This window comes from Pseudomonas sp. MWU12-2029 (assembly GCF_023242425.1).
Classification (GTDB): Bacteria; Pseudomonadota; Gammaproteobacteria; order Pseudomonadales; family Pseudomonadaceae; genus Aquipseudomonas; species Aquipseudomonas kribbensis.
Genome location: NZ_JALJDY010000010.1, coordinates 1 through 22,915, shown reverse-complemented (window position 1 = coordinate 22,915; position 22,915 = coordinate 1). Strand labels below are relative to the sequence as shown.

General features: G+C 58.7%; 27 protein-coding genes. 12 read left to right on the top strand and 15 right to left on the bottom strand.

Annotated features, from left to right (window positions below; translation table 11 throughout):
* Positions 1-5 precede the first annotated feature (5 nt).
* Entirely contained in the window at positions 6-464 is a 459-nt protein-coding gene (locus M5B44_RS22955; protein ID WP_248740577.1) for a GyrI-like domain-containing protein, read from the top strand.
* On the opposite strand, the gene ada is transcribed toward M5B44_RS22955, so the two are convergent.
* The 5 genes from ada to M5B44_RS22930 all read right to left on the bottom strand — a co-directional run bounded on the left by ada (position 461) and on the right by M5B44_RS22930 (position 3,591).
* Positions 461-1,528 (bottom strand): bifunctional DNA-binding transcriptional regulator/O6-methylguanine-DNA methyltransferase Ada, encoded by a 1,068-nt coding sequence (ada, locus tag M5B44_RS22950; protein ID WP_248740576.1) that lies wholly within the window; start codon positions 1,526-1,528, stop codon positions 461-463. The genes M5B44_RS22955 and ada overlap by 4 nt on opposite strands.
* A gap of 88 nt (positions 1,529-1,616) precedes the next feature.
* The gene (gene alkB, locus M5B44_RS22945; protein WP_248740575.1) at positions 1,617-2,273 is read right to left on the bottom strand and encodes a DNA oxidative demethylase AlkB; all 657 of its coding nucleotides are present in this window, start codon (positions 2,271-2,273) and stop codon (positions 1,617-1,619) included.
* 5 nt (positions 2,274-2,278) lie between these two features.
* On the bottom strand, positions 2,279-2,992 hold the full coding sequence (locus M5B44_RS22940; protein WP_248740574.1) for a 2OG-Fe(II) oxygenase: 714 nt from the start codon (positions 2,990-2,992) through the stop codon (positions 2,279-2,281).
* Between the two features lie 92 nt (positions 2,993-3,084).
* On the bottom strand, positions 3,085-3,261 hold the full coding sequence (locus tag M5B44_RS22935; RefSeq protein ID WP_248740573.1) for a hypothetical protein: 177 nt from the start codon (positions 3,259-3,261) through the stop codon (positions 3,085-3,087).
* A gap of 27 nt (positions 3,262-3,288) precedes the next feature.
* Positions 3,289-3,591, bottom strand: coding sequence for a DUF1883 domain-containing protein (locus M5B44_RS22930; RefSeq protein WP_007958929.1), 303 nt, complete (start codon positions 3,589-3,591; stop codon positions 3,289-3,291).
* Positions 3,592-3,803: 212 nt separating this feature from the next.
* Between M5B44_RS22930 and M5B44_RS22925 the strand changes: the two genes are divergently transcribed.
* Complete coding sequence (locus M5B44_RS22925; protein ID WP_134827072.1) at positions 3,804-4,160, top strand: hypothetical protein; 357 nt, start codon at positions 3,804-3,806, stop codon at positions 4,158-4,160.
* Between the two features lie 72 nt (positions 4,161-4,232).
* The gene (locus M5B44_RS22920; RefSeq protein ID WP_085710032.1) at positions 4,233-4,463 is read left to right on the top strand and encodes a hypothetical protein; all 231 of its coding nucleotides are present in this window, start codon (positions 4,233-4,235) and stop codon (positions 4,461-4,463) included.
* A 3-nt stretch (positions 4,464-4,466) separates the two neighbouring features.
* Here M5B44_RS22920 and M5B44_RS22915 read toward each other — a convergent pair whose 3' ends face one another.
* Positions 4,467-4,763, bottom strand: a complete 297-nt coding sequence (locus tag M5B44_RS22915) for a hypothetical protein (protein WP_248740572.1) — start codon at positions 4,761-4,763, stop codon at positions 4,467-4,469.
* 139 nt (positions 4,764-4,902) lie between these two features.
* Positions 4,903-5,091, bottom strand: coding sequence for a hypothetical protein (locus M5B44_RS22910; RefSeq protein WP_085710030.1), 189 nt, complete (start codon positions 5,089-5,091; stop codon positions 4,903-4,905).
* A 247-nt stretch (positions 5,092-5,338) separates the two neighbouring features.
* Here M5B44_RS22910 and galU point away from each other — a divergent pair, with 247 nt between their 5' ends.
* Both galU and gorA read left to right on the top strand, forming a co-directional pair.
* Positions 5,339-6,178 carry a UTP--glucose-1-phosphate uridylyltransferase GalU gene (galU, locus tag M5B44_RS22905; RefSeq protein WP_007912230.1) on the top strand — a complete coding sequence of 280 codons (840 nt, stop codon included), beginning with the start codon at positions 5,339-5,341 and terminating at the stop codon, positions 6,176-6,178.
* Between the two features lie 129 nt (positions 6,179-6,307).
* Positions 6,308-7,666, top strand: coding sequence for a glutathione-disulfide reductase (gene gorA / locus M5B44_RS22900; protein ID WP_248740571.1), 1,359 nt, complete (start codon positions 6,308-6,310; stop codon positions 7,664-7,666).
* Here the strand turns inward: gorA and M5B44_RS22895 are convergent.
* Positions 7,663-8,667, bottom strand: a complete 1,005-nt coding sequence (locus M5B44_RS22895; RefSeq protein WP_248740570.1) for a DNA-binding protein — start codon at positions 8,665-8,667, stop codon at positions 7,663-7,665. The genes gorA and M5B44_RS22895 overlap by 4 nt on opposite strands.
* A gap of 177 nt (positions 8,668-8,844) precedes the next feature.
* Between M5B44_RS22895 and M5B44_RS22890 the strand changes: the two genes are divergently transcribed.
* The 3 genes from M5B44_RS22890 to ahpF all read left to right on the top strand — a co-directional run bounded on the left by M5B44_RS22890 (position 8,845) and on the right by ahpF (position 12,176).
* A complete protein-coding gene (locus M5B44_RS22890) occupies positions 8,845-9,783 on the top strand; it encodes a site-specific integrase (protein ID WP_248740569.1) in 939 nt (312 codons plus the stop codon).
* A 136-nt stretch (positions 9,784-9,919) separates the two neighbouring features.
* Entirely contained in the window at positions 9,920-10,483 is a 564-nt protein-coding gene (gene ahpC, locus M5B44_RS22885) for an alkyl hydroperoxide reductase subunit C (RefSeq protein ID WP_003224621.1), read from the top strand.
* 130 nt (positions 10,484-10,613) lie between these two features.
* Positions 10,614-12,176: an alkyl hydroperoxide reductase subunit F gene (ahpF, locus tag M5B44_RS22880; RefSeq protein ID WP_248740568.1), complete on the top strand. Its 1,563-nt coding sequence runs from the start codon at positions 10,614-10,616 to the stop codon at positions 12,174-12,176.
* 59 nt (positions 12,177-12,235) lie between these two features.
* Here the strand turns inward: ahpF and gloA are convergent, their stop codons facing one another.
* Positions 12,236-12,757 carry a lactoylglutathione lyase gene (gene gloA / locus M5B44_RS22875; protein ID WP_248740567.1) on the bottom strand — a complete coding sequence of 174 codons (522 nt, stop codon included), beginning with the start codon at positions 12,755-12,757 and terminating at the stop codon, positions 12,236-12,238.
* Between the two features lie 142 nt (positions 12,758-12,899).
* On the opposite strand from gloA, the gene M5B44_RS22870 reads away from it, so the two are divergent.
* On the top strand, positions 12,900-13,418 hold the full coding sequence (locus M5B44_RS22870) for a DUF4946 domain-containing protein (RefSeq protein WP_248740566.1): 519 nt from the start codon (positions 12,900-12,902) through the stop codon (positions 13,416-13,418).
* A 208-nt stretch (positions 13,419-13,626) separates the two neighbouring features.
* On the opposite strand, the gene M5B44_RS22865 is transcribed toward M5B44_RS22870, so the two are convergent.
* From M5B44_RS22865 to M5B44_RS22855, 3 genes are all read right to left on the bottom strand, one after another.
* Positions 13,627-13,992, bottom strand: coding sequence for a histone-like nucleoid-structuring protein, MvaT/MvaU family (locus M5B44_RS22865; RefSeq protein ID WP_064381416.1), 366 nt, complete (start codon positions 13,990-13,992; stop codon positions 13,627-13,629).
* Between the two features lie 235 nt (positions 13,993-14,227).
* The gene (locus M5B44_RS22860) at positions 14,228-15,763 is read right to left on the bottom strand and encodes an EAL domain-containing protein (protein WP_248740565.1); all 1,536 of its coding nucleotides are present in this window, start codon (positions 15,761-15,763) and stop codon (positions 14,228-14,230) included.
* 115 nt (positions 15,764-15,878) lie between these two features.
* Entirely contained in the window at positions 15,879-16,751 is an 873-nt protein-coding gene (locus M5B44_RS22855) for a LysR family transcriptional regulator (protein WP_248740564.1), read from the bottom strand.
* A 77-nt stretch (positions 16,752-16,828) separates the two neighbouring features.
* Here M5B44_RS22855 and M5B44_RS22850 point away from each other — a divergent pair, with 77 nt between their 5' ends.
* Both M5B44_RS22850 and hppD read left to right on the top strand, forming a co-directional pair.
* Complete coding sequence (locus M5B44_RS22850; protein WP_248740563.1) at positions 16,829-17,776, top strand: DMT family transporter; 948 nt, start codon at positions 16,829-16,831, stop codon at positions 17,774-17,776.
* Between the two features lie 246 nt (positions 17,777-18,022).
* Entirely contained in the window at positions 18,023-19,099 is a 1,077-nt protein-coding gene (gene hppD, locus M5B44_RS22845; RefSeq protein ID WP_248740562.1) for a 4-hydroxyphenylpyruvate dioxygenase, read from the top strand.
* Between the two features lie 63 nt (positions 19,100-19,162).
* Here hppD and rarD read toward each other — a convergent pair whose 3' ends face one another.
* The 3 genes from rarD to M5B44_RS22830 all read right to left on the bottom strand — a co-directional run bounded on the left by rarD (position 19,163) and on the right by M5B44_RS22830 (position 22,165).
* Positions 19,163-20,044 (bottom strand): EamA family transporter RarD, encoded by an 882-nt coding sequence (gene rarD, locus M5B44_RS22840; protein WP_134827061.1) that lies wholly within the window; start codon positions 20,042-20,044, stop codon positions 19,163-19,165.
* Between the two features lie 138 nt (positions 20,045-20,182).
* Positions 20,183-21,196, bottom strand: coding sequence for an aldo/keto reductase (locus M5B44_RS22835; protein WP_248740561.1), 1,014 nt, complete (start codon positions 21,194-21,196; stop codon positions 20,183-20,185).
* A 69-nt stretch (positions 21,197-21,265) separates the two neighbouring features.
* On the bottom strand, positions 21,266-22,165 hold the full coding sequence (locus tag M5B44_RS22830; RefSeq protein ID WP_248740560.1) for a LysR family transcriptional regulator: 900 nt from the start codon (positions 22,163-22,165) through the stop codon (positions 21,266-21,268).
* Between the two features lie 97 nt (positions 22,166-22,262).
* Here M5B44_RS22830 and M5B44_RS22825 point away from each other — a divergent pair, with 97 nt between their 5' ends.
* A complete protein-coding gene (locus M5B44_RS22825) occupies positions 22,263-22,628 on the top strand; it encodes a hypothetical protein (protein WP_248740559.1) in 366 nt (121 codons plus the stop codon).
* Positions 22,629-22,915: the final 287 nt, after the last annotated feature.

The window sequence follows — 22,915 nt, the reverse complement described above, 5'->3', positions numbered from 1 at the left end:
CTTCGATGGATTTACAACAACAGCACGTTGAGTCGTTCACGGTTTCAGGCTTGCGCGTTCGAACCACCAATGCCGCAGAACACAAGGCCGAGACCGCGAAAATCGGCCCGATGTGGGGCGAGTTCTTCGGCAGGAACCTGGCAGAGGTCATTCCCGGCAAACTGACCGAGTCGCCGATTTATGGGGTGTATTCGGCCTACGAGTCGGATGCCTCGGGTGCCTTCGATGTGACCGCCGGCGTTGCTGTCGTTGATCCACAAAGCGATTTCGAAACAATTCTGATCGAGAGTGGCGAGTATCTGGTGTTTCAGGGGCAGGGCGCATTGCCGGACGCCGTCATCGCCACCTGGGGCCGGATCTGGAAACACTTCGAAGCCAATCCGCAGATCCAGCGCCGCTACGCCACCGACTTCGAGGCCTACCTTGGCCCCGAGTCGGTAGCCATCTACATCGGCATTCGTTAAGACCGGGTTTCCCGGGACAACAGCTCACGCTTGCGTTCCACGCCCCAGCGGTAGCCCGAGAGATTGCCGTCGCTGCGCACCACGCGGTGGCAAGGGATCGCCACCGCGAGGCTGTTGGCGCCGCAAGCCTGGGCCACCGCCCGAACCGCTTTGGGTGAGCCGATGCGCTGTGCGATGTCGGCGTAACTGGCGGTGCTGCCAACCGGAATTTCGCGCAGTGCCTGCCAGACCCGTTCCTGAAACGCGGTGCCCCGCACATCCAGTGGCAGATCGAGGCCGATGGCCGGTGCTTCGATGAAACCGACGACATGGGCGATCAGTTGTTCGAACTCGGCATCAGCCCCGATCAGGTTTGCCCGGCGAAACTGATCCTGCAGGTCACAGACAAGCTGATGAGGATCGTCCCCCAACAGAATCGCGCAGATCCCCCGGTCACTCTGTGCCACCAGAATGGCGCCGAGCGAGCATTGGCCGACCGCAAAACGAATGTCGTTGTTTTGCCCGGCGGCCCGGAAGTCGCCGGGCTTCATGCCCAGCAACTGGTCTGCGGATTCGTAGAAGCGACTGTTCGAGTTGAAACCGGCGTCGTACAGCGCATCGGTCACCGACTCGCCATCCGCCAGGCGTTGCCGCACTCTGCGGGAGCGATGTGCGGCGGCGTAACCTTTGGGAGTCAGGCCTGTGGCGGCTTTGAATACCCGATGGAAATGGAAGGCGCTAAGGCCGGCGGCTTCGGCCAGTTCGTTGAGTGCCGGCAGGGCTTCGGCGCTTTCGATCTGCCGGCAGGCTGCGGCTACGGTCGCGGCATGTTGCGCGGCCACGTCGCTTTGATCCTTGCTCGCCCGTTTGCTGGGGCGATATCCCGCCGCTTCGGCTTCTTCGGCGGTGTCGAAGAATTCGACATTCTGCGGCTTCGGCAGGCGCGCCAGGCTGCTCGGGCGGCAATAGATGCCGGTGGTCTTCACGGCATAGACAAACTGGCCGTCCGCACGTGGGTCGCGGGCGACGACAGCGGCCCAGCGTGGATCGTCTTGAGTGTTCAAAGGGGTCGAAAGCGTTTTCATGATGGAGAGTCCGTTGACCTGTTGAATTTCAGGTTAACCAGTGCCGCCAACCGTAACACTCCGGCCCTTGCGGTCAAATTCCGTGAGGTTATCCAGCGGTGCGAAACGTCAGGTTGAAACGCTGTTCGCCCAGTTGCGGATGCCGGCCGTGTTTGATCGGCAGGACGCCGTGATAGCGCAGCCGGTCGACGCCGCCCCAGATCACCATGTCGCCGTGCAACAGCGAAATGCGCTGACTCTTGTCGCTGCGGGCGAAGCCGCCGAACAGGAACATGGCGGGTAAGCCCAATGACAGGGACACGATAGGTGCGGCGTAGGAATGTTCGTCTTTGTCCTGATGCAAAGACATTTTCGCGCCGGGGACATAGCGGTTGATCAGGCAGGAATCCGGTGTGAAGTCGGTAAATCCGACTTGCTTCGCCGTTGCCTGGGCCAGCTCGCGAAAGACCTCAGGCATTTGTGGCCAGGGCTGGTGGCTGATTGGATCTTCGGCCGAGTAGCGGTAGCCGCTGCGATCGGTGATCCAGCCCAAAGCGCCGCAGCTGCTGGTGGCAACGGACATGCTGAAGCCTCCGGGCGTCATCATGTGCCGCAACGGGGCACGTTCGATGACCGATTCCAGCGCCGGCAGCAATTGCTCGATACGGGACAGGGCGAAGCCACGCAAGACCCACGATTGCTCTCCAATCTGCTCGGAGCGGGGTGGCTGCTCGGTGTCGGCGAAGAGGTCGAAATTGCTGTGCATGATGGTCAGGTTGCGTCGTGAAAGATGATGCCGAGAGTATGCCGTTTTCCACTGTGCAGGCGACTCACGCCGTGGCGCATGGTGACCCGATAATCGCCGCGCACGCCTTTGACCGGACGCTGGTTGACGGCAAAGATCAAGGCGTCACCTTTTCTCAGGTCCATCACCAGCGGGCGAGACTGCATTCTCGGACGTTGTTCGGTCAGGACGAACTCTCCGCCGCTGAAGTCTTCTCCCGGTTCCGACAGAAGAATCGCCACTTGCAGTGGAAAGACGTGTTCGCCGTACAAATCCTGATGCAGACAGTTGTAGTCCTGCGGGCCGTATTGCAGCAAGAGCGGCGTCGGTCGCAGTTGACCGGCGGCGTGACAGCACGCGAGAAACTCGCTGTGCAGGGGTGGAAACCGTTGCTGCAAGCCCATCCTTTCATGCCAGCGATTGGCCAGGGGAACGAGTCGCGGATAAAGCGCATTGCGCAGTCGCTCAACCACCGGAGGCAGCGGGTAGCGCAAATATTTGTACTCGCCGCGACCGAAGCCGTGGCGGGCCATGATGACTTGCGAGCGGAACGGTTCGCTTTGCGGGTAAAGCGCACTCAGGCGCTCGCAGGTTTCCGGGCGCAACAACGAGTGGATAACGGCACAGCCGTCCTGATCCAGCTGTTGTTCCAGCGCGACCCAGTCGAGCGTATCGAGGGGCGATTCGGGTGACATCGGCATGCTGATTCCTTGGTGCTTGTCCAAGTGATCAGTCTAGGCAGCCCGCGAGGCCGGAACACTCCGGCGCTTGCGGTCGAATTGTCACCCGTGTATTACAAGGCCTTGCTGACGCTGATCTCGCTGATCACGTCGCCGCTCTGGCCGTGCAGGGCATCCAGCGCAGCCTTGGCTTCTTCCGGCGTGCCGTTTTCCAGCTGGGCGAATTCGAAGCGGCGTTCGCCGTTGAGTTTGTACTTGATGACGTATTTGGTCGTTTGAGCCACGGTCATGCTTACCTGTTTACGTTGAGGGGCCGATCAGCTGAGTTTCGAGCTGGAGCGGCGGATGATCTTGATCGAGTGCGTCAGGGTCGGCTTGCGGGTCACGCTGATTGCGCGGCGGTTGACGGTGTCGATGGTGATGTTCCAGAAACCGGTGCTCGGCGCCGTGATGCGGGCCGGAAAGGTGTCGAAGGCGCCGCCGTGGTAGGTGTGACGGCCGCCGTTCTTGAAGCTGCGGAAGTTGGCGTCGTTCATCAGACGGATGTTGCAGGTTTGCGAGCACTGGATGACGACGATGTCGTCTTCGTTGAGGTGCTCGCGCTGGTGAATAAATTTCATGGGCGCCTCCAGAAGGGCTTTTTCTACAAAATCAAAACGATAGCAAGGTCGATTGGCGGCAGTTTATCAGTCCGGACAGGTTATTATCCGGCCGTCGGGCGCTGCTTTGACAATTAAAAACAGTTATTCGCGATTCCATGTGCGTTAAATGCAATGAGCCTCGGAGAAAAATGGCATTCATGCTGTCCGACGGTCTTTATAGGAGATTCTGTATGAAGTGGGGTGTGGTCATTGTGCCGTTGGCATTGGCGATGGGTGGTTGCGCAAGCGTTTCGGAGATTAACGAGACGTTGCCGACCATGAACGTCATTTCCGGCAAGAAGCCCCACGAATATGCGCAGTGCCTGGCTGACCAGCTGGCGCAAAGCCGCGGGGCCTTGCAAATGGAGCCGCACAAGGACGGGGTTCGGGTGATCGTGCCGGGGAAATTGTCATCCGGCCCGGCGGCGGTGTTTGACATCGAGGATCGTTCCGGCGGCAGCAGTATCAAGTTGCATGAACGCATGTCCAATGTGCCGATACGTCCTCGGGACGTACGCAATGCTGCCACGGTGTGCATTTCCGGCTGATAAACTGTCAGTCATCGGTATTGATGCCGTCCAGGCCACGCTTGGGCGGCATTGTCATTTCTGGAGATGTGCATGAAGCGGGAGCAGGTGCGCGAGCGCCATAAAGAAGGGCTGATTGCGGCCACGCATGTGATTCAGAACCCGGCGAATCCGGGTGAGTGGATCGTGTTTTTCAAGAAGAGCGCCGGGCGCAGTTATTTTCTGGTGGATGAAAACGACGAAGTCGAATCGTTTGGCCGTCTGGATGACCTGATTGAGGTCGTTCGCGGGCTGGGGATCAAGTTCGCCGAAATCCACATGTAAAACCTACTTGCAGACCACTACGACGCTGCGAGTCTTGTAATTGCCGACGTCGACACCCAGTGTCTTGTCGCTTTCCTTCGACGCAGGCGTACCTTCCGTTCCAACGATGCGATAGCCGGTTCCGGCGCAGGAGGCATCGGCCTTTTCATAGCAACTGGCCCAGGAGTTCGCCTCGCCGGAGCAGTCGATGCTCAAGCCTTGTTCGCCATTGTTCAGATAAGTCGTTTCGGACGTGGCGCAGCCGGCCAGGGCCAGAAGCGCAATCAGTGGCAGCATGCGGTGCAGGGTACGGATGTTCATGGCGATGTCGTCTTCGGAAGGAGAGGGCTAGACGCTATGACAGCGCCAGTGTGAAAAGGTTATAGCGATTGGCCACGTCTTTGTGTGCGGGCCAAAAAAAGCCCTGCGCAGTGGCAGGGCCGGGATTTGTGGTCGCCGATCAGTCTTGATCCTTGCCGCGACGCTTCGGTGCAGGAGGCGTGTAATCAAGCACCGCGGCCACTTCAACCGCCATCGCTTCAGTGGGCAATGGACCGGACACATCTTCGCCGTTGGCGGCGGTGATATGCCACTGGCCATCTTTTGCCTTGGCGACGGTGTACCCGTTGATGATTTTTGCTGCGGACATCTAGCGGCCTCGTTGGCTGGTTCAAAGGCGTCATGATAGCGGGAAACGGGCGAGCGGGCGCGGGTCGATGCGGTGTTCCTGAATCTTTGGGCTACGCTGAATGCGCAGCTTCTGCGTGCGGATTGAACTATCCGCCAGAATATTTCTCTATGTTGACATCGGTTAGCCAGTGCGGGGCATTGTAAGGTGCACGCCGCCTGATTAGACTGCGCCGAAACTCGTACACACAGCCCTTTCAAGGACTTATATGATCAAGAAATGCTTGTTCCCAGCAGCCGGTTACGGTACTCGCTTCCTTCCAGCGACTAAGGCCATGCCCAAAGAAATGCTGCCGGTGGTAAACAAGCCACTGATCCAGTACGGCGTCGAAGAAGCTCTGGATGCTGGTCTGACTGAGATCTCCATCGTGACCGGCCGTGGCAAGCGCGCCCTGGAAGACCACTTCGACATCAGCTATGAGCTGGAAAACCAGATCAAGGGCACCGACAAAGAGAAATACCTGGTCGGTATCCGCAAGCTGTTGGACGAGTGCTCGTTCTCCTACACCCGTCAGACTGAAATGAAAGGCCTGGGTCATGCGATCCTGACCGGTCGTCCGCTGATCGGTGATGAACCGTTTGCCGTGGTGCTGGCGGACGACCTGTGCGTCAACCTCGAAGGCGACGGCGTACTGACCCAGATGGTCAAGCTGTACAAGCAGTTCCGCTGCTCGATCATCGCCATCCAGGAAGTCGATCCGCAGGAAACCAGCAAATACGGCGTCATTGCCGGCGAGATGATCCGCGACGATATCTACCGCGTACACAGCATGGTCGAGAAGCCAAAGCCGGAAGACGCGCCGTCGAACCTGGCGATCATCGGTCGTTACATCCTGACCCCGGACATCTTCGACCTGATCGAACAGACCGAGCCAGGCAAGGGTGGTGAAATCCAGATCACTGACGCCCTGATGAAGCAGGCCCAGAACGGCTGCGTGATGGCCTACAAGTTCAAGGGCAAGCGTTTCGACTGCGGTGGTGCCGAGGGTTACATCGAGGCAACCAACTTCTGCTTCGAAAACTTCTACAAGACCGGCAAGGCCTACTGATAGCGCCTGACCTGTCTGTACGAAAAAGCCACCTTCGGGTGGCTTTTTCATTTTCCGCCCCTATATCGGCAGGAGTGCTTGCCCAAAGGACGACGGCGGGTATGCTGATCGCCTGCCGAGGAGAAAGAAATGGCCTACGATTTTGACCTTTATGTGATTGGTGCCGGTTCCGGCGGTGTACGTGCTGCGCGTTTTGCGGCCGGATTCGGCGCGAAAGTGGCGGTGGCCGAGAGCCGTTATCTGGGTGGCACTTGCGTCAACGTCGGCTGTGTGCCGAAGAAGCTGCTGGTGTATGGCGCACATTTCGCCGAAGACTTTGAACAGTCGTCCGGTTTCGGCTGGAGCCTGGGCGAAGCGGATTTCGATTGGGCGACCCTTATCGCCAACAAGGATCGCGAGATCAATCGCCTCAACGGTATTTATCGCAATCTGCTGGTCAACAGTGGCGTGACCCTGCACGAAGCGCACGCGAAAATCGTTGGTCCGCATGAAGTCGAGGTCAACGGTGAGCGTTTCACTGCAAAAAACATTCTGATCGCCACGGGCGGCTGGCCGCAGATTCCGGAAATCCCGGGGCATGAGCATGCCATCAGCTCCAATCAGGCGTTTTTCCTGAAAGAGCTTCCGAAGCGCGTCCTGGTCGTCGGTGGCGGATACATCGCCGTCGAATTTGCCGGCATCTTCCACGGTCTCGGTGCAGATACCACGTTGCTGTATCGCGGTGATCTGTTCCTGCGCGGCTTCGACGGTTCGGTGCGCAAACATCTGCAGGAAGAGCTGACCAAGCGCGGCATGGATCTGCAGTTCAATGCCGATATCAAGCGGATCGACAAGCAACCAGATGGCAGCCTGAAAGCGACCCTCAAGGATGGTCGCGTGCTGGAAGCAGATTGCGTGTTCTACGCCACTGGCCGGCGTCCGATGCTGGACAATCTCGGGCTGGAAAATACCGACGTACAGCTCGACGACAAAGGTTTCATCAAGGTCGACGAGCAATACCAGACCACCGAGCCGTCAATTCTTGCGCTGGGTGATGTCATCGGTCGCGTTCAGCTGACGCCGGTGGCGCTGGCTGAAGGCATGGCGGTGGCGCGACGTCTGTTCAAGCCGGAGCAATACCGACCGGTGGATTACAAGATGATCCCGACAGCGGTATTCAGTCTGCCGAACATCGGCACTGTCGGTTTGACCGAAGAAGAAGCGCGTGAAGCGGGGCACGATGTGGTGATCTTCGAAAGTCGCTTCCGCCCGATGAAGCTGACCCTGACCGAATGCCAGGAGCGCACGCTGATGAAGCTGGTGGTCGATGGCAAGTCCGACAAGGTGCTGGGCTGCCACATGGTCGGGCCGGATGCCGGCGAGATCGTGCAAGGACTGGCGATCGCGCTGAAGGCTGGCGCCACCAAGCGTGACTTCGACGACACCATCGGGGTGCACCCGACGGCGGCCGAAGAGTTTGTCACCATGCGTACGCCGGTCGGCGCTTAAGTCTTTTTCGCCTCTGCTGCGTCTGGCGCTGCCGCAACGGTGGTGGCCAGGCGCAGGCTGTCTTGCGCCTTGGTCAATTCCTTCTCCAATGACTGATTGAGCTGCGACTGCTCGTCGACGCTCTGCTTGAGTGTCTGACTCTCCAGCAGCGCCACGCGCAAGCGTTCCTGGAGGAGGGTGCGCTCGCTGTCGACACGCGTCGCTTGCTCCAACAGTTGATCCTGACGCTGATTGCTCTGCTTGAGCTGATCCTGCAGCAGGCTCAGTTCACGCAGTGTGCCACGGTTCTCGGTCAGCAGGCGTTCGTTGTCACGGTGCAATTGAGTGATTTCGTCCTGACGAACCAGCGCACTTTGCTGCGCCTGACGCAACTCCATCTGCAATTGCTGAACCTGGCTTTCGTGACGGCTCTGTTCCTGTTCGCGCTGCTCTTTGACGGCATTGCGATAGTGCTCGAGCGCATCTCGAGCATGCAGGTGCTTTTCTTCCAGCGAGCGGATCTGCTCGTCTTTGTCCTGCAAGCGCAATTCGAAATCTGCCAGCGCCTGATTCAGACCGGCATTGCGTGTCTGTTCGGTTTGCAGCATCGAGCGGGTGTCGCTCAAGGCTTCGGATTCTTTCGTTAGCGCTGCGCCCTGGATGTCGTGCTTCTTCTCCAGCTGCGCATGGTCCTGACGAAGCTGATTCAGCTCCGATTCCAGCGCCTGGCGTTGTTGCTCGTACTGTTCGCGTGCCTGATCGATCGGCTCCTGTGCCTGTTCTTTCAGACGTTGTGCCAGGCGCGTGACAAGCGCCAGGAGCTCGTCATCGATGGGTTCTGCCGAAGGATCTGCCGGTGCGCTGCCGTCATCCAGCTCCTTCAAGTAGCGATGAATTGTGGTTTTCGATCCGGTATTCCCCAGCTCGATGCGTACCGCGTCGATGCTTGGGTGTTCGCCACGGGCGAGGATCGCTGAGCGCGCGATCTGGACTACTGCTTTGTTAACGCCGCCACGGGCCATATGTGCTCCTACGATTACGTACTGTGGTACATGCCACCAAAGTACGCAGTGTACCATGCTGGAAATAAAGTTAAATGTTTCAAGATGAACGGGCGGGATATACTGGTATTACCCCGTGTGAAGCGTCAAAATCCGATTTTCCTTCTTCAAATCAGTACGCCTGCGAGAAATCAGCCCATGAGCGATATCGATCGCTATCTGCAAGCCGCCACCCGTGACAACACCCGCCGCAGCTATCGTGCGGCCGTCGAGCATTTTGAAACCGTGTGGGGCGGGTTCCTGCCGGCGACGGCGGACAGCGTCGCGCGGTATCTGGTGGCTCACGCAGGCGTGCTGTCGGTCAATACGCTGAAGCTGCGCCTGTCGGCCCTGGCGCAGTGGCATAACAGTCAGGGGTTCGCCGATCCCACCAAGACGCCAGTGGTGCGCAAAGTGTTCAAGGGCATCCGTGCGCTACATCCCGCGCAGGAAAAACAGGCCGAGCCGTTACAGCTGCAGGATCTTGAGCAGACCGTTGCCTGGCTTGAGCAGGAAATGAAAGAGGCCCGAGAAAAACAGGACCGGCCGTTGCTGCTAAGAGCCTGTCGAGACCGCGCACTGATTCTTCTGGGGTTTTGGCGCGGCTTTCGTAGTGACGAGCTGTGCCGGGTGCAAATCGAGCACGTCCAGGCCCACGCCGGCAGCGGCATCACCCTGTACCTGCCACGCAGCAAGGGTGACCGGGAGAACCTCGGTCAGACCTATCAGGCCCCGGCGTTGCTCAAACTATGCCCGGTGCAGGCCTACATCGACTGGATCACTGAAGCTGCGCTCGTACGCGGCCCGGTGTTTCGCGCCGTCGACCGCTGGGGCAATCTGAGTGAGGAGGGCTTGCACGCCAACAGCGTGATTCCGTTGCTGCGTCAGGCTCTGGAGCGTGCCGGAATTTCCGCCGAGCGTTACACCAGTCATTCGCTGCGACGTGGCTTTGCCACCTGGGCCCATCAAAGCGGCTGGGATCTCAAGTCGCTGATGAATTACGTGGGCTGGAAGGATATGAAGTCCGCCATGCGCTATGTTGAAGCGAGCCCCTTTCACGGGATGGCCCGGATTACGGATAAGCCGTTGTCGTCGTAGATATCGTTTTCTTCTATTAATACAGTCAGCTAATAGCGAAAACAAATCAGCAGCATCAGGTTTGCCAATGAGCCATCCGTCGAGTGAGTGGGTAGGATTCACCCATCGAATTCACAACCCTGACGGAGAGTCATCAATGCCTATCATCAACAGCCAAGTAAAACCGTTCAAAGCTACCGCGTTCAAAAACGGCGACTTCGTACAAGTCTCGGACGCTGACCTGAAAGGCAAATGGTCCGTAGTGTTCTTCTACCCAGCCGACTTCACCTTCGTTTGCCCAACCGAGCTGGAAGACCTGGCCGACAACTACGCTGCCTTCCAGAAACTGGGCGTAGAAATCTACAGCGTTTCGACCGACACCCACTTTGCCCACGCTGCCTGGCACAACACTTCGCCAGCCATCGGCAAAATCGAATACACCATGATCGGCGACCCGACCCACGTCATCTCCCGCAACTTCGACGTACTGATCGAAGAAGCTGGTCTGGCTGACCGTGGCACCTTCGTGATCAACCCTGAAGGCCAGATCAAAATCGTTGAACTGAACGATGGCGGCGTTGGCCGTGACGCTTCCGAGCTGCTGCGCAAAATCAAGGCTGCTCAGTACGTCGCTGCTCACCCAGGCGAAGTTTGCCCGGCCAAGTGGAAAGAAGGCGAGGCCACTCTGGCTCCGTCCCTGGACCTGGTCGGCAAGATCTGAGTCTGTGAGACACGCAACACAGGGCGGAACTCCGCACCTACCTCAGTAAGCTGCACCGCCCAATAGAAAAGCCCGGGCGAGATTCGCTCGGGCTTTTTTTCGCCTCAAATAAAGTCAGGAGATCGCCCGTATGTTGGACGCCAATCTTAAAGCCCAGTTGAAATCGTACCTGGAACGGGTCACCCAGCCGATCGAGATCGTTGCTTCTCTCGACGACGGTGCGAAATCCCGTGAAATGCTCGACCTGCTGAAAGACGTTGCCAGTCTTTCGCACCAGATTACATTGATCGACAGCGGCGACGATGCACGCAAACCGTCGTTCTCGATCAACCGCCCGGGTGCCGACATCAGCCTGCGTTTCGCCGGCATCCCGATGGGCCATGAATTCACTTCGCTGGTGCTGGCCCTTCTGCAAGTCGGTGGCCACCCTTCGAAGGCCAGTGTCGAAGTGATCGAACAGATCCGCTCGCTCAAGGGCGAGTTCAACTTCGAGACTTACTTCTCGCTGTCCTGCCAGAACTGCCCGGACGTGGTCCAGGCGCTGAACCTGATGGCCGTGCTGAACCCGAACATCCGCCACGTCGCCATCGACGGCGCGCTGTTCCAGGACGAAGTCAACGATCGCAAGATCATGGCCGTGCCGAGCATCTACCTGAACGGCGAAAACTTCGGTCAGGGCCGTATGGGCCTGGAAGAAATCCTCGCCAAACTCGATACCGGCGCCATCGAGCGTCAGGCCGAGAAAATCAGCGCCAAAGAGTCTTTCGATGTGCTGGTGGTCGGCGGTGGCCCGGCCGGTGCTTCAGCGGCGATCTACGCCGCACGTAAAGGCATTCGCACCGGTGTTGCGGCTGAGCGCTTCGGCGGTCAGGTGCTGGACACCATGGCCATCGAAAACTTCATTTCCGTCCAGGAAACCGAAGGCCCGAAACTGGCTACCGCGCTGGAAGAGCACGTCAAGCAGTACGACGTCGACATCATGAACCTGCAACGCGCTGACAAGCTGATTCCGGGCAAGAACGGCGAGCTGCATGAAGTCCACTTCGCCAGCGGCGCGACCCTCAAGGCCAAGAGCGTGATTCTGGCGACCGGCGCACGGTGGCGTGAAATGAACGTGCCGGGCGAGCAGGAATATCGCAACAAGGGCGTGGCGTACTGCCCGCACTGCGACGGTCCGCTGTTCAAAGGCAAGCGTGTAGCGGTGATTGGCGGCGGTAACTCCGGCGTCGAGGCAGCGATTGATCTGGCCGGTATCGTGTCCCAGGTAACCTTGCTTGAGTTCGACGTACAACTGCGCGCTGACGCGGTGCTGCAACGCAAGCTGCACAGCCTGCCGAACGTCACCGTGATCACCAGTGCGTTGACCACTGAAGTCACTGGCGACGGCCAGAAGGTCAACGGCCTGCGTTACAAGGATCGCAAGACTGACGAGCTGCGCACGGTCGAGCTGGAAGGGATCTTCGTGCAGATCGGTCTGTTGCCTAACACCGATTGGCTCAAAGGCACCATCGAGCTGTCGCCGCGCGGCGAGATCATCGTCGACAACCGTGGGGAAACCTCGATCCCGGGCATCTTCGCTGCAGGTGACGTGACCACCGTTCCGTACAAGCAGATCGTGATTGCGGTGGGCGAGGGCGCCAAGGCTTCCCTCAGCGCTTTCGATCACCTGATCCGCACTTCGGCCCCGGCGTAAATCCCGGACCGAAAAAAGAAAACCCCATCAGCGATGATGGGGTTTTTTCTTTTCAGCGTTTACAGCGGCGCCGGCTGAATGATCTCGACCCAGTAGCCATCCGGGTCCTTGATGAACGCCAGGCTCTTCATGCGGCCATCGGTCAGGCGTTTCTGGAAGTCGCAGCCCAGCTCTTCAAAGCGTGCGCAAGCAGCGACGATGTCCGGCACCGAAATGCAGATGTGGCCGAAACCGCGTGGGTCGGTGTTGCCGTTGTGGTAGGCGAAATCAGCGTCGTTTTCGGTGCCGTGGTTGTGGGTCAGTTCCAGGATGCCGGGAATCGACTTCATCCACTCGGTGCGCGCAGCGGCATCGGCCGGGATGTGCGATTTGTCGACCAGGGCGAGGAAGTACAGGCTGAATTCCGCTTCCGGGAAATCACGCTTCTCTACCAGCGAGAAACCCAGCACGCGGGTGTAGAAGTCCAGCGACTTGGTGATGTCCTTGACGCGCAGCATGGTGTGGTTGAACACGAAGTTGCGGGTTGCGCTGTCCGGGGTGGCAGTAACGCCAGGGAAAGTGTTCAGTTCTTGCAGGCTCATGGGCCCTCCGTAACAAATTGGGGCGAGTGAATGGGCGCAATGATACGCATGCCTTGCGGCATCGCCAAACCGAAAGCGCGGGCTTGCCCTGCAAGCGGGCGAGCCTCAGACTTTGCAGCTCAATCCGCGAGTGCCTCTGGTAATGATCCGACCGTTCAAATCGCTGTTCGTTTTCTTCGGCTTGTCCCTCATCGCCGCTTCGGCCTGCGCTGATGCGCCGAGCATTACCTGGCCTGCGGGCTGGCAAGTCGAAGCGCTGCCTGAAACGGCACCGGAAGTTTCCCGTCAGCGGGCGGTGAAGAACGATGCCGATGGCAATCAGGTGATGGTGATGGAGTTGACAATGACGCGTGTGGAAACGGGTCATCAGGTCAATCTGCAAGGCGTGTTGCTGGAGATGCGCAAGTCGGTGCAGAAGGAATTTTTCCAGGGCGGTTATCAGAGTGTCTGTAACAAGGTTCATTCGAGCACGCTCGGTTCACTCGCGGCGCTCGAGACTACTTGTACAGTCACCGAAAATGGCCGTCATGTGCTGTCACAAACATTGGTTGCTGCAGTAGAGGCAGACAAGGCCTATGTACTTTCGTATGCCGGGCAAGCCGAGGTTTACAAGGCCAGCGTCGATGAAATAGTGGCGGCAAGAAACAGCTTGAAATTTTAGTCAGCTGTTCGGTGATCCGCAGCCTGTTAGATACCTGAAGTGATTAAATACAAAGTTGCTCGCCCTGCGAAGACGCAACATCCGGAAGCATAGTTTCAGTGCAAGAGGCTGTTTGGCTGTGAACTTTCGAGACGGGAAATTGTTGCATTTGTTAGATATTGTCCAAAAAAAAGCCCTGCATCTGCAGGGCTTTTATGTTTGCGGGGGATTAGCCGCGCAACCAGGAATCAACGGTGGCTGCACCGTATTGTTCCTTCCAGGCCTTCAGGCCGCGATGGTTGCCACCCTTGGTCTCGATCAGCTCGCCGGTGTGCGGGTTCTGATAGACCTTGACCACGCGAGCGCGGCGGGTTTTAGGTGCTGCGGTCAGTTGCAGACCGGATTTGGCCGGGTTCGGATCGAGGATGGCGATGATGTCTTTCAGGCCTTTGCCGTAGGTTTTCATCAGCCCCTGGAGCTTTTCTTCGAATTCGATTTCTTTCTTGAGCCCGGCATCGTTCTTCAGCGATTCCAGCTGCTTGAGCTGTTCCTGAAGGGCCTTTTCAGCTGCACGAAATTCAGCGAGTCTGGACAATATCTTTACTCCAATAGTGTGTTTGGCTGATACCAACCGCAAACAAAGCTATAAGCCAAGAGCCTTGAAGCGACTCGGTGATAGTGGCTCACCTGCCAATCTAGCAACAGGTAAGAAAAATTGTAGTAGTTAATGCGTCAAGAGTAAATCCTGACTTTTTCTTTATGTAAAAACAGCGATGTCTTGTATCAATTTGGTGCGAACGGTCTGAGCCCGTCGGTTTTATCGCGATTAGTTAATGGTGAGTTAATGCATCGATGAAGTCTGTGGCCGGCATCGGTTTGCCAAACAGGTAGCCTTGCAGAAAGTTGACGTGATGCGCGGCCAGATAATCGGCCTGGGCCTGTGTTTCCACGCCTTCGGCCACAATGCCCAGATCCAGTTTGGCGGAGAGTTCGATGATGCTGTCCAGAATGTGTCGGGACAGGGCGTCCTTATCAATCATGGCGACGAATGTCTGGTCGATCTTCAGGAAGTCGACATTGAATGTTCTCAAATAGCTCAGGCTCGAATGACCGGTGCCGAAGTCGTCGATCGCGATCTTCACACCCATGGCCCGCAGTTGTGCAAACAGTTGATGGGTGATGTCGGTGGGCTCGATCAACTCGCGTTCCGTCAACTCCAGGACCAGGCTGATGCTGCCGGGGGCGAATGCCGCCAGAAACTCGCGGCAGTCTTCCAGCAACTCCAGATCGTGGCAGTGACTGGCCGTAATGTTGATGCCGATGTGGAAGGGGGCCTCGAAGGAAGCAGACTGCGGCCCGAGCACCACAGCGGTCTGCTGCATCAATGAACGGGTCATCGGCACGATCAGCCCGGAATGTTCTGCGAACGGTATGAACAGGTCCGGACGCACCAGGCCTTCCTTGGGATGATTCCAGCGCATCAGCACTTCGCAGCCCGACCAGCGTTTGCTGTCGCCGTAGACCACCGGTTGGAAGTAGGGAATGAACTCTCCGGCTTCCAGCGCGCGCAGCATTTCGTGACTGGGGGATGTTGCGCGGTTCTGCACGATATAACCGATCGCCCCTGACACCGCCCCAAAGAAAATCAACAGACTGAACAGCGGCGGGTATTCGTCGCTCATGTAGTTCCAGGTTTCATCTTCAGGGAAACCGGCGCTCACCGTGTAGGCATAGTGCGGAGAGTTCAACGTGCTCTGGGCCACCGGCAACTCGGGAAGGGCACCTTGATGCACTTTGCCGTCGGCCGAAAGCCAGTTATTGCCCACTTGCAGCAATAACAATGTCTGCCGGCCGATCAGGCGCAGAATATTGCTCAGGTGATAGCCGTCCAGCGTCGTCAGGGCGCCGCCCCGGCCGTCGCTCAGTCGATACACCAGCAGCGCCGTATCAGGCGTAACCGGGTTGCCGTTCATGAGCCATAACTTGCCTTGGGTGTAGTCCCCCGGATTGACGGCTTCCTTGAAGTCGCCGAACAGCGAGCTGCAATAGAGGTTGTTGTCCCACACCAGATTGGTCGAACGCACGAAAGGGCGGCGGGTGACCTGTTCGCGCAGGGCCAGTTTGACGTCCTCGCAGGTCTGGCCCGCCAGCGGCAGCAATTCCCGGGCGGACTGGGCGGTGTTGTCGAGCATCAGGTCGAACTGGCGCAAGGCTTCCTCGGCGGTTTGTCGCGAGCTCTGTTCCAGCGTGCGCTCGGCCTGCATATGCAGAATGACCGTGCCGATGATGATCGGCAGCAAACCGCACAGCAGCGTCACGATGATTCGGGTGCTGCGTTTGCGGCGGGGCCTGACGGTCAGAGGCATGGGCGCATCCTGTTGCGGTGGTGTGGGGCTCTCGACGGCAGGCGGGGCAAGGGTGCACCTTCTGGAAAGCGTTGGGTCTGTGCCCATGATAGATGGCGGTTGGCGCTTGCGCCGCTCAGCGGTTATCGAGTGCAGTCGCCAGTTTGATGAAAGCCAGAGTGGCGGGTGATGCCTGACGCTGATCAAGCACGGCCAGGCCAATGTGGCGCACCACGGCGGGTGACAATGGCCGCTTCACGTATTGCGGATTTGACTCGATGGGCAGCGAACCTTCGGCAACGAGGGTGATGGCGTCGCCCCGGCTCACGGTGTCAAGGGTGCTCAGCAGTTGCGAGCAGCGGTAGCGGATATTCGGGCTCAGCCTTGCCGCGTTGAACAGTCGCGATACCAGTTCCGAAGAGCCGGCTTCGGTGAGTACGAACGGGTCGCTGCACAGGTCTTTAAGGCTCAGTTGCGCTTGCATGGCCAGCGGATGGTCGAGTGGGAGCAGGGCGATCATCTGGTCCTCCATCAGGGCAAACGTATCGAAGCGTTCTTCGGGCAATACCACGAAACCGATGTCGATCCGCCGCTCATCAAGCCACTGGAGCACCTGCCGGTCCGGCCCTTCGTCGATGTGAACCTCGATGCCTGGGTGCGCCCGGCGAAATTGCTGGAGGATCCGCGGCAGCAACCTGATCGATGAAGTCGGGCCGAACGAGCCGATACGCAAGGTGCCGCTTTTCAGCCCGCGCGCATCGGCGGCTTCCTGGCGCAATGTGTTGGCCAGCCCGAGCATCGCCCGTGCGCGCAGCAGCAATTGCTCGCCAATATCGCTGAGTTCGACTTGCGATTGATGCCGGCGAAACAGTTCGACACCCAGTTCCTGCTCCAGTGACTTCAAGGCATGGGACACCGCCGACTGGGAAATTCCCAGGCGATGGGCGGCGAGGGTGAAGCCGCGCAGTTCGGCCACCAGAGAGAAGATTTCGAGCTGGGTCAAAGTCATGAGTAAAAGCTCATTTTACGATGATAGACAATTACTCGAATGATACGGCATCCGTCAGTTTCGTCGTCGAGCGCGTTATGAATAGTCATGAATCAATCCGTCCGGTGGCCTCGGACATGCCCGTCTATCTGAACCTCGCCATGGTCAGCATGATCTGGGGCGGGACCTGGGTGGCCGGGCGATTTCTCGCTGGTAGCCTGAGTCCGATCCTCGCTGCCAGCCTTCGGTTCTTGCTGGCCAGCGTCGCGTTGCTCGGTTTTTTGTGGCTGGCGCGAATTCCCCTCGCACGCCCGAATGCCGGGCAATGGCTGCAACTGGCATGGCTGGGGTTCTTCGGGATCTTCTTCTACAACCTGTGTTTCTTTTACGGCTTGCAATACATCAATGCGTCGCGGGCCTCGCTGATCGTTGCGTTGAATCCGGCGGTGATTGGCCTGGCTTCATGGCTATTGTTCAAGGAGCGTCTGAGTCGACTGAAAGTCATCGGAATCCTGATCTGCATCGGCGGCGCCGGTGTGGTGATCGTCAGCCGTAATCCGCAACTGCTGGCCGCGACGCCGGACGCGTGGATCGGCGATCTGCTGATTTTCGGCTGCGTGTTGAGCTGGGGTGTGTATTCGTTGTTTTCCCGCCGCCTCAACCAGAGCATCGGCCCGTTGCAGACGGTGACCTTTTCGATTCTGCTCGGCACGCTGATGCTCTGGGCGCTGGCCGCCGTTCGTGGCGAAGTGAGCGGGGCGGCGGTGGTCAGTCTGGGGATGACGCAATGGCTGAGCCTGATCTATCTCGGGGTCTTGGGATCGGCCCTGGCGTACATCGGTTACTACGACGGCATCCGCAAGATCGGCGCGACCCGCTCCGGCGTGTTCATTGCGCTCAACCCGCTGACCGCCGTGCTGGCTGGTGCCGTCCTGCTGGGCGAGCAACTGACGCTGCCCATGTGCCTGGGCGGCGTGCTGATTCTGGCGGGCATCTGGCTGTGCAACAAACCCCTTGCACCGGGCCGAAAAAAGCGGATTTTATAGAGAGGGCAGACAACCCTATTTACGCTGTGTAGAATCGGGTTACGCATACAATAATAATCGTCTTCTGGCAGCAGAAGCCTCGCCCGCAAGAGCCTTGGGTCGACAATGAAGATATTCGGGTTTCAACTGATCTACGGTGACTTTCTCGCCCGCAGTGTGCGTGGCATTTCCTGTGCGCCGCCCACCGGTCTCAGCATTACTGACAAATAACTCTGGTTAATTGATAAGAATGATGAGGCGCCAACCATGGCAGATTTATACGAAAACCCAATGGGCCTGATGGGCTTCGAGTTCATCGAGTTCGCATCGCCGACACCCGGCACCCTGGAGCCGATCTTCGAGATCATGGGCTTCACCAAGGTAGCGACCCACCGTTCCAAGAACGTGCACCTGTATCGCCAGGGCGCGATCAACCTGATCCTCAACAACGAACCTCACAGCGTGGCCTCGTACTTCGCGGCCGAGCACGGTCCGTCCGTATGCGGTATGGCGTTCCGGGTCAAGGATTCGCAGAAGGCCTACAACCGCGCGCTGGAACTCGGCGCCCAGCCGATCCACATCGAAACCGGTCCGATGGAGCTGAACCTGCCGGCGATCAAAGGCATTGGCGGCGCGCCGCTGTACCTGATCGACCGTTTCGGCGAAGGCAGCTCGATCTATGACATCGACTTCGTGTTCATCGAAGGTGTTGACCGCAACCCGGTCGGTGCCGGCCTGAAGATCATCGATCACCTGACCCACAACGTGTATCGCGGCCGCATGGCCTACTGGGCCAACTTCTACGAGAAGCTGTTCAACTTCCGCGAGATCCGCTACTTCGACATCAAGGGCGAATACACCGGCCTGACCTCGAAAGCGATGACCGCGCCGGACGGCATGATCCGCATCCCGCTCAACGAAGAATCGTCGAAGGGCGCCGGGCAGATCGAAGAGTTCCTGATGCAGTTCAACGGCGAAGGCATCCAGCACGTGGCGTTCCTCACCGACGATCTGGTCAAGACCTGGGATCAGTTGAAGAAGATCGGCATGCGCTTCATGACCGCGCCGCCGGACACCTACTACGAAATGCTCGAAGGCCGTCTGCCGAACCACGGCGAGCCGGTGGATCAACTGCAATCGCGCGGCATCCTGCTCGATGGCGCATCGGACAAAGACGACAAGCGTCTGCTGTTGCAGATCTTCTCGGAAACCCTGATGGGCCCGGTGTTCTTCGAATTCATCCAGCGTAAAGGCGACGATGGTTTCGGCGAGGGCAACTTCAAGGCACTGTTCGAATCGATCGAGCGTGACCAGGTGCGTCGTGGCGTACTCGCCACCGAGTAACCTGCAACAGATGTAAAAAAGCCCGGCCTGCAATGTTGCAGGCCGGGCTTTTTATTGCGCGTCTTACGGGCGCCGCTGGCGCATCAGATGCTTGAACCCTTCAAACACCAGCACCACCACCGCGAGCCAGATCGGGATGTAGGTCAGCCATTCGCCGGGCTTGATGCTCTCGCCGAGCAGCAGAGCCACACCCAGCAACAGCACCGGCTCCACGTAACTCAACAAGCCGAACAGGCTGAACGGCAGCAAACGACTGGCAATGATGTACACCACCAGCGCCGACGCACTGATCAGACCGAGCAGCGGAATCAGCCACGCCAGCGCCGGATACTGATCGAACACGCCGAAACCCTGTTCACCGCCGCGTACAAACCAGTACGCCACCGGCAGCATCAGGGTCATATCGACCCACAAGCCGCCGAGGTTGTCGGTCTTCAGGTATTTGCGCAGCACGAAGTACAGCGGGTAACCGACGACTACGACCAGAGTCGCCCAGGAAAACCCGCCGACCTGATACAACTCGTTCAACACGCCGAGGCTGGCAAAGAACACCGCGACTTTCTGCAAGTACGACAGGCTTTCGCCATAAGCGATGCGCCCGGTCAGCACCATCGCCAGCGGCAAGAGGAAGTAACCCAGCGACACATCGAGGCTGTAACCATTGAGCGGTGCCCACATGAACAGCCACAACTGCACGCCGAGTAGCGCTGATGAGAGGATCAGGCCGCCGATCAGCTTCGGCAGCGCAGGGATCCGGCGCAGCAGCTCCAGCACCCGCCGCCATTCACCGGACAACAACATGAACACGGTCATGCAGGGCACGGTCAGCAACATCCGCCAACCGTAGATTTCCACGCCGCTCAACGGGGTGAGCAACGAGGTGTAGTAATACATGACGGCAAACAGCGTCGAGGCTGTTACCGAGAGAGCGATACCTTTAGACAAACTGTCCTCGCGGGGGTGATGGTCAAACGGGGCGCGCAGGATACGTGGTTTTTGTGGTGAATATTGGCCGAGTGATCGATATTTCCAACATTCGACACAGATCCCGTGAGAGCGGGACCTGTGTCGAAGCATAGGTGCTTAAGGCTGACGCGGTTTGCGCCCCGACACAAAATGGCTCACATCATTAAACCCCGGCGTAGAAGCATGCCCCGGTGTCACCAGCGAATCGATAAACGCCTCATCCTCCGCCGTAATCTTCACCGCCTGCGCCTTGGTGTACGCATCCCATTGTTCTTCCGTACGCGGCCCGACAATCGCCGACGTTACCGCGCCATTGTTCAACACCCAGGCAATCGCAAACTCGACAATCCCGACCCCGCGCTCTTTGGTGTATTGCTGGATCTGCTGGGCAATGCGCAACGACTCCACGCGCCATTCAGTCTCCAGAATACGTTTGTCCTGGCGCCCGGCACGGCTGTTGGCGTCCGGCGTTACGTCCGGCGCGTACTTGCCGCTGAGCACGCCACGGGCCAGCGGGCTGTACGGCACAACGCCGAGGCCGTAAGTCTGGGCGGCAGTGATTTGCTCGGTCTCGGCCTGACGGTTGACGATGTTGTACAGCGGCTGGCTGATCACCGGGCGATCGACACCCAGTTTGTCCGCCACGCGAATCACCTCGGCAATCCGCCAGCCGCGATAATTCGACAGGCCCCAATAACGGATCTTGCCCTGGCGAATCAGATCGCCAATCGCCGAAATCGTCACTTCCAGCGGCGTGTTGTGGTCTTCGCGGTGCAGGTAATAGATGTCGAGGTAGTCGGTGCCGAGCCGGGTCAGGCTGGCCTCCAGACCGTTGAAGATATGCTTGCGGCTCAGTCCATTGCGATTCGGCACGCCGTCCACCGGGCCGAAGCCGACCTTGGTCGCCAGCACCCATTCATGACGATGACGGGCGATGGCTTCACCGACGATCTCTTCCGAGCGACCGTTGGTGTACACGTCGGCGGTGTCGATGAAGTTGATACCCTGATCCCAGGCCTTGTCGATGATGCGCAGCGAGTCTTCCGCGCTGGTCTGTTCGCCAAACATCATCGTGCCGAGGGTGAGGGTGGACACCTGCAACCCCGAGTGACCCAGTGTGCGATAGCTCATGCCGAAATCCTTTTGTCGGTGGGAAAGCTTCCATCAAATACCAGAAGCACCCGCCGCGGCAAAGTGAATTTATCGACGCAATGCCTCGCAGCGCTCGCGCAAAAACGCCTGCAACACCTTGACCCGTTCCGACACCTGCACCCGATGCGGGCACAGCAGATTGAACGGCACGCTCTCGCCATGCCAGTCATCGAACAGGGTCACCAGCCGCCCGGCGCGCACGTCTTCGGCCACGTCGAGCCAGGCCTTGTAGGCGATACCGTGCCCGGCAAGCGCCCAGCGGCGGGCGACTTCGCCGTCATCGCTGAGGTAATCGCCGCGTACTTCGACCTCGACCGTTTCGTCTTCGCGATGGAAGCGCCAGGTGTTGTAAGGCCGGCCATTGCGCAGGTAGAGCAGGGCGCTGTGCTCGCTCAGCTCGGCGGGGTTCTGCGGTGTGCCGTGGCGCTCCAGATACGCCGGACTGGCGCAGGCCACACGACGATGCTCAGGCAGAATCGGCAAGGCGACCAGCGTCGAATCACTCGGCACGCCAAAGCGCAGCGCCACATCCACCGTCTCGCGAAACAGATCCGCATGCCGATCGTTGAGCAGCAATTGCAGTTGAATGTGCGGGTGCTCGCGCTTGAAATCGTCCAGCCACGGCAGCAACACATTGCGCCCGAAGTCTGACGGCGCTGCCAGTTGCAGCACGCCGCTCAGGCCTTCGGTCTGCTGCTTCAACGCCTGCTCGCCCTCGGCTAGCGTGGCTAATGCCAGACGCACGCTTTCCAGATAGCGCCGGCCTTCTTCGGTCAGGCGCATGCTGCGGGTCGAGCGGGCGAAGAGGCGGATGCCGAGGCGGGTTTCCAGACGTTTCAACGCGATGCTGGCGGCGGCCGGCGTCAGCTCCAGCGCCCGTGCGGCGGCGGAAATGCTGCCGGAATCAGCGGTGCGGACAAAGATTTCCAGATCGAGGATCGAGCTCATTAGTAAAAATCCGTTGAAGATCCTTGGCGTTTTGCGGGATTTTTCCGGGATTGGCAAGCGCAGATACTGGAATCCTGAATAACCGCAGGAGACAGACATGACGTGGACATTCGATCATCTGGCCTTCAACACCGCTGATGGGCAGACGCTGCAGGACGCTTTCGGTGGGTTATTGGGATTGACGCCGGGGCGCCGGCCGCCGTTTCCGTTTCCCGGGCGGTGGTTGTATCAGGACACGCAGGCGCTGGTGCATGTGATTGAGCAGCCCGCGCTGGATGAGGCGGCGTTGAGTCATATTGCGTTTCGTACCGATGAAGACGCGGCGTTGGTTTTGAAGCGGGTGCAGGGTAGTGGGTTGCCGTATCAGGTGGCGCAGGTGCCGGAGGACGGGATCTGGCAGATTTTTGTGCAGATGCCGGGGGGATTGGTACTGGAGCTGGATGCAAAAACGGGGATTTTGTGAATGTTTAATCGTGGTGTTTAAAGGACACGTTCAGACACGCACCCCAGGCTACACAACCTTGCGCCGTTGCCTACGACTGCGCCAGAATCCGCCGGCTTGTGCGCTTACAGGCCGGGTTTTATCGTTGTCTCGTCGCTGAAAAGAACAGCGATCGGGTTTGGTAGCCCGGTTTTAATCTGGCGCATAGCGCACCTATATTCAGAGTTTTTTCTGTTTTTATGGTGGCCATGCGTAGGGCGTCTTCGGGCGCGCCGGTTTGCCAGATCACCGGTCTACCAACCTTCGTA

Bases quoted from the DNA above. Each gene is read 5' to 3' on its own strand.
- M5B44_RS22955 (WP_248740577.1), top strand. From the start codon at position 6: ATGGATTTACAACAACAGCACGTTGAGTCGTTCACGGTTTCAGGCTTG.
- ada (WP_248740576.1), bottom strand. From the start codon at position 1,528: ATGAAAACGCTTTCGACCCCTTTGAACACTCAAGACGATCCACGCTGG.
- alkB (WP_248740575.1), bottom strand. From the start codon at position 2,273: ATGCACAGCAATTTCGACCTCTTCGCCGACACCGAGCAGCCACCCCGC.
- M5B44_RS22940 (WP_248740574.1), bottom strand. From the start codon at position 2,992: ATGCCGATGTCACCCGAATCGCCCCTCGATACGCTCGACTGGGTCGCG.
- M5B44_RS22935 (WP_248740573.1), bottom strand. From the start codon at position 3,261: ATGACCGTGGCTCAAACGACCAAATACGTCATCAAGTACAAACTCAAC.
- M5B44_RS22930 (WP_007958929.1), bottom strand. From the start codon at position 3,591: ATGAAATTTATTCACCAGCGCGAGCACCTCAACGAAGACGACATCGTC.
- M5B44_RS22925 (WP_134827072.1), top strand. From the start codon at position 3,804: ATGAAGTGGGGTGTGGTCATTGTGCCGTTGGCATTGGCGATGGGTGGT.
- M5B44_RS22920 (WP_085710032.1), top strand. From the start codon at position 4,233: ATGAAGCGGGAGCAGGTGCGCGAGCGCCATAAAGAAGGGCTGATTGCG.
- M5B44_RS22915 (WP_248740572.1), bottom strand. From the start codon at position 4,763: ATGAACATCCGTACCCTGCACCGCATGCTGCCACTGATTGCGCTTCTG.
- M5B44_RS22910 (WP_085710030.1), bottom strand. From the start codon at position 5,091: ATGTCCGCAGCAAAAATCATCAACGGGTACACCGTCGCCAAGGCAAAA.
- galU (WP_007912230.1), top strand. From the start codon at position 5,339: ATGATCAAGAAATGCTTGTTCCCAGCAGCCGGTTACGGTACTCGCTTC.
- gorA (WP_248740571.1), top strand. From the start codon at position 6,308: ATGGCCTACGATTTTGACCTTTATGTGATTGGTGCCGGTTCCGGCGGT.
- M5B44_RS22895 (WP_248740570.1), bottom strand. From the start codon at position 8,667: ATGGCCCGTGGCGGCGTTAACAAAGCAGTAGTCCAGATCGCGCGCTCA.
- M5B44_RS22890 (WP_248740569.1), top strand. From the start codon at position 8,845: ATGAGCGATATCGATCGCTATCTGCAAGCCGCCACCCGTGACAACACC.
- ahpC (WP_003224621.1), top strand. From the start codon at position 9,920: ATGCCTATCATCAACAGCCAAGTAAAACCGTTCAAAGCTACCGCGTTC.
- ahpF (WP_248740568.1), top strand. From the start codon at position 10,614: ATGTTGGACGCCAATCTTAAAGCCCAGTTGAAATCGTACCTGGAACGG.
- gloA (WP_248740567.1), bottom strand. From the start codon at position 12,757: ATGAGCCTGCAAGAACTGAACACTTTCCCTGGCGTTACTGCCACCCCG.
- M5B44_RS22870 (WP_248740566.1), top strand. From the start codon at position 12,900: ATGATCCGACCGTTCAAATCGCTGTTCGTTTTCTTCGGCTTGTCCCTC.
- M5B44_RS22860 (WP_248740565.1), bottom strand. From the start codon at position 15,763: ATGCCTCTGACCGTCAGGCCCCGCCGCAAACGCAGCACCCGAATCATC.
- M5B44_RS22855 (WP_248740564.1), bottom strand. From the start codon at position 16,751: ATGACTTTGACCCAGCTCGAAATCTTCTCTCTGGTGGCCGAACTGCGC.
- M5B44_RS22850 (WP_248740563.1), top strand. From the start codon at position 16,829: ATGAATAGTCATGAATCAATCCGTCCGGTGGCCTCGGACATGCCCGTC.
- hppD (WP_248740562.1), top strand. From the start codon at position 18,023: ATGGCAGATTTATACGAAAACCCAATGGGCCTGATGGGCTTCGAGTTC.
- M5B44_RS22835 (WP_248740561.1), bottom strand. From the start codon at position 21,196: ATGAGCTATCGCACACTGGGTCACTCGGGGTTGCAGGTGTCCACCCTC.
- M5B44_RS22830 (WP_248740560.1), bottom strand. From the start codon at position 22,165: ATGAGCTCGATCCTCGATCTGGAAATCTTTGTCCGCACCGCTGATTCC.
- M5B44_RS22825 (WP_248740559.1), top strand. From the start codon at position 22,263: ATGACGTGGACATTCGATCATCTGGCCTTCAACACCGCTGATGGGCAG.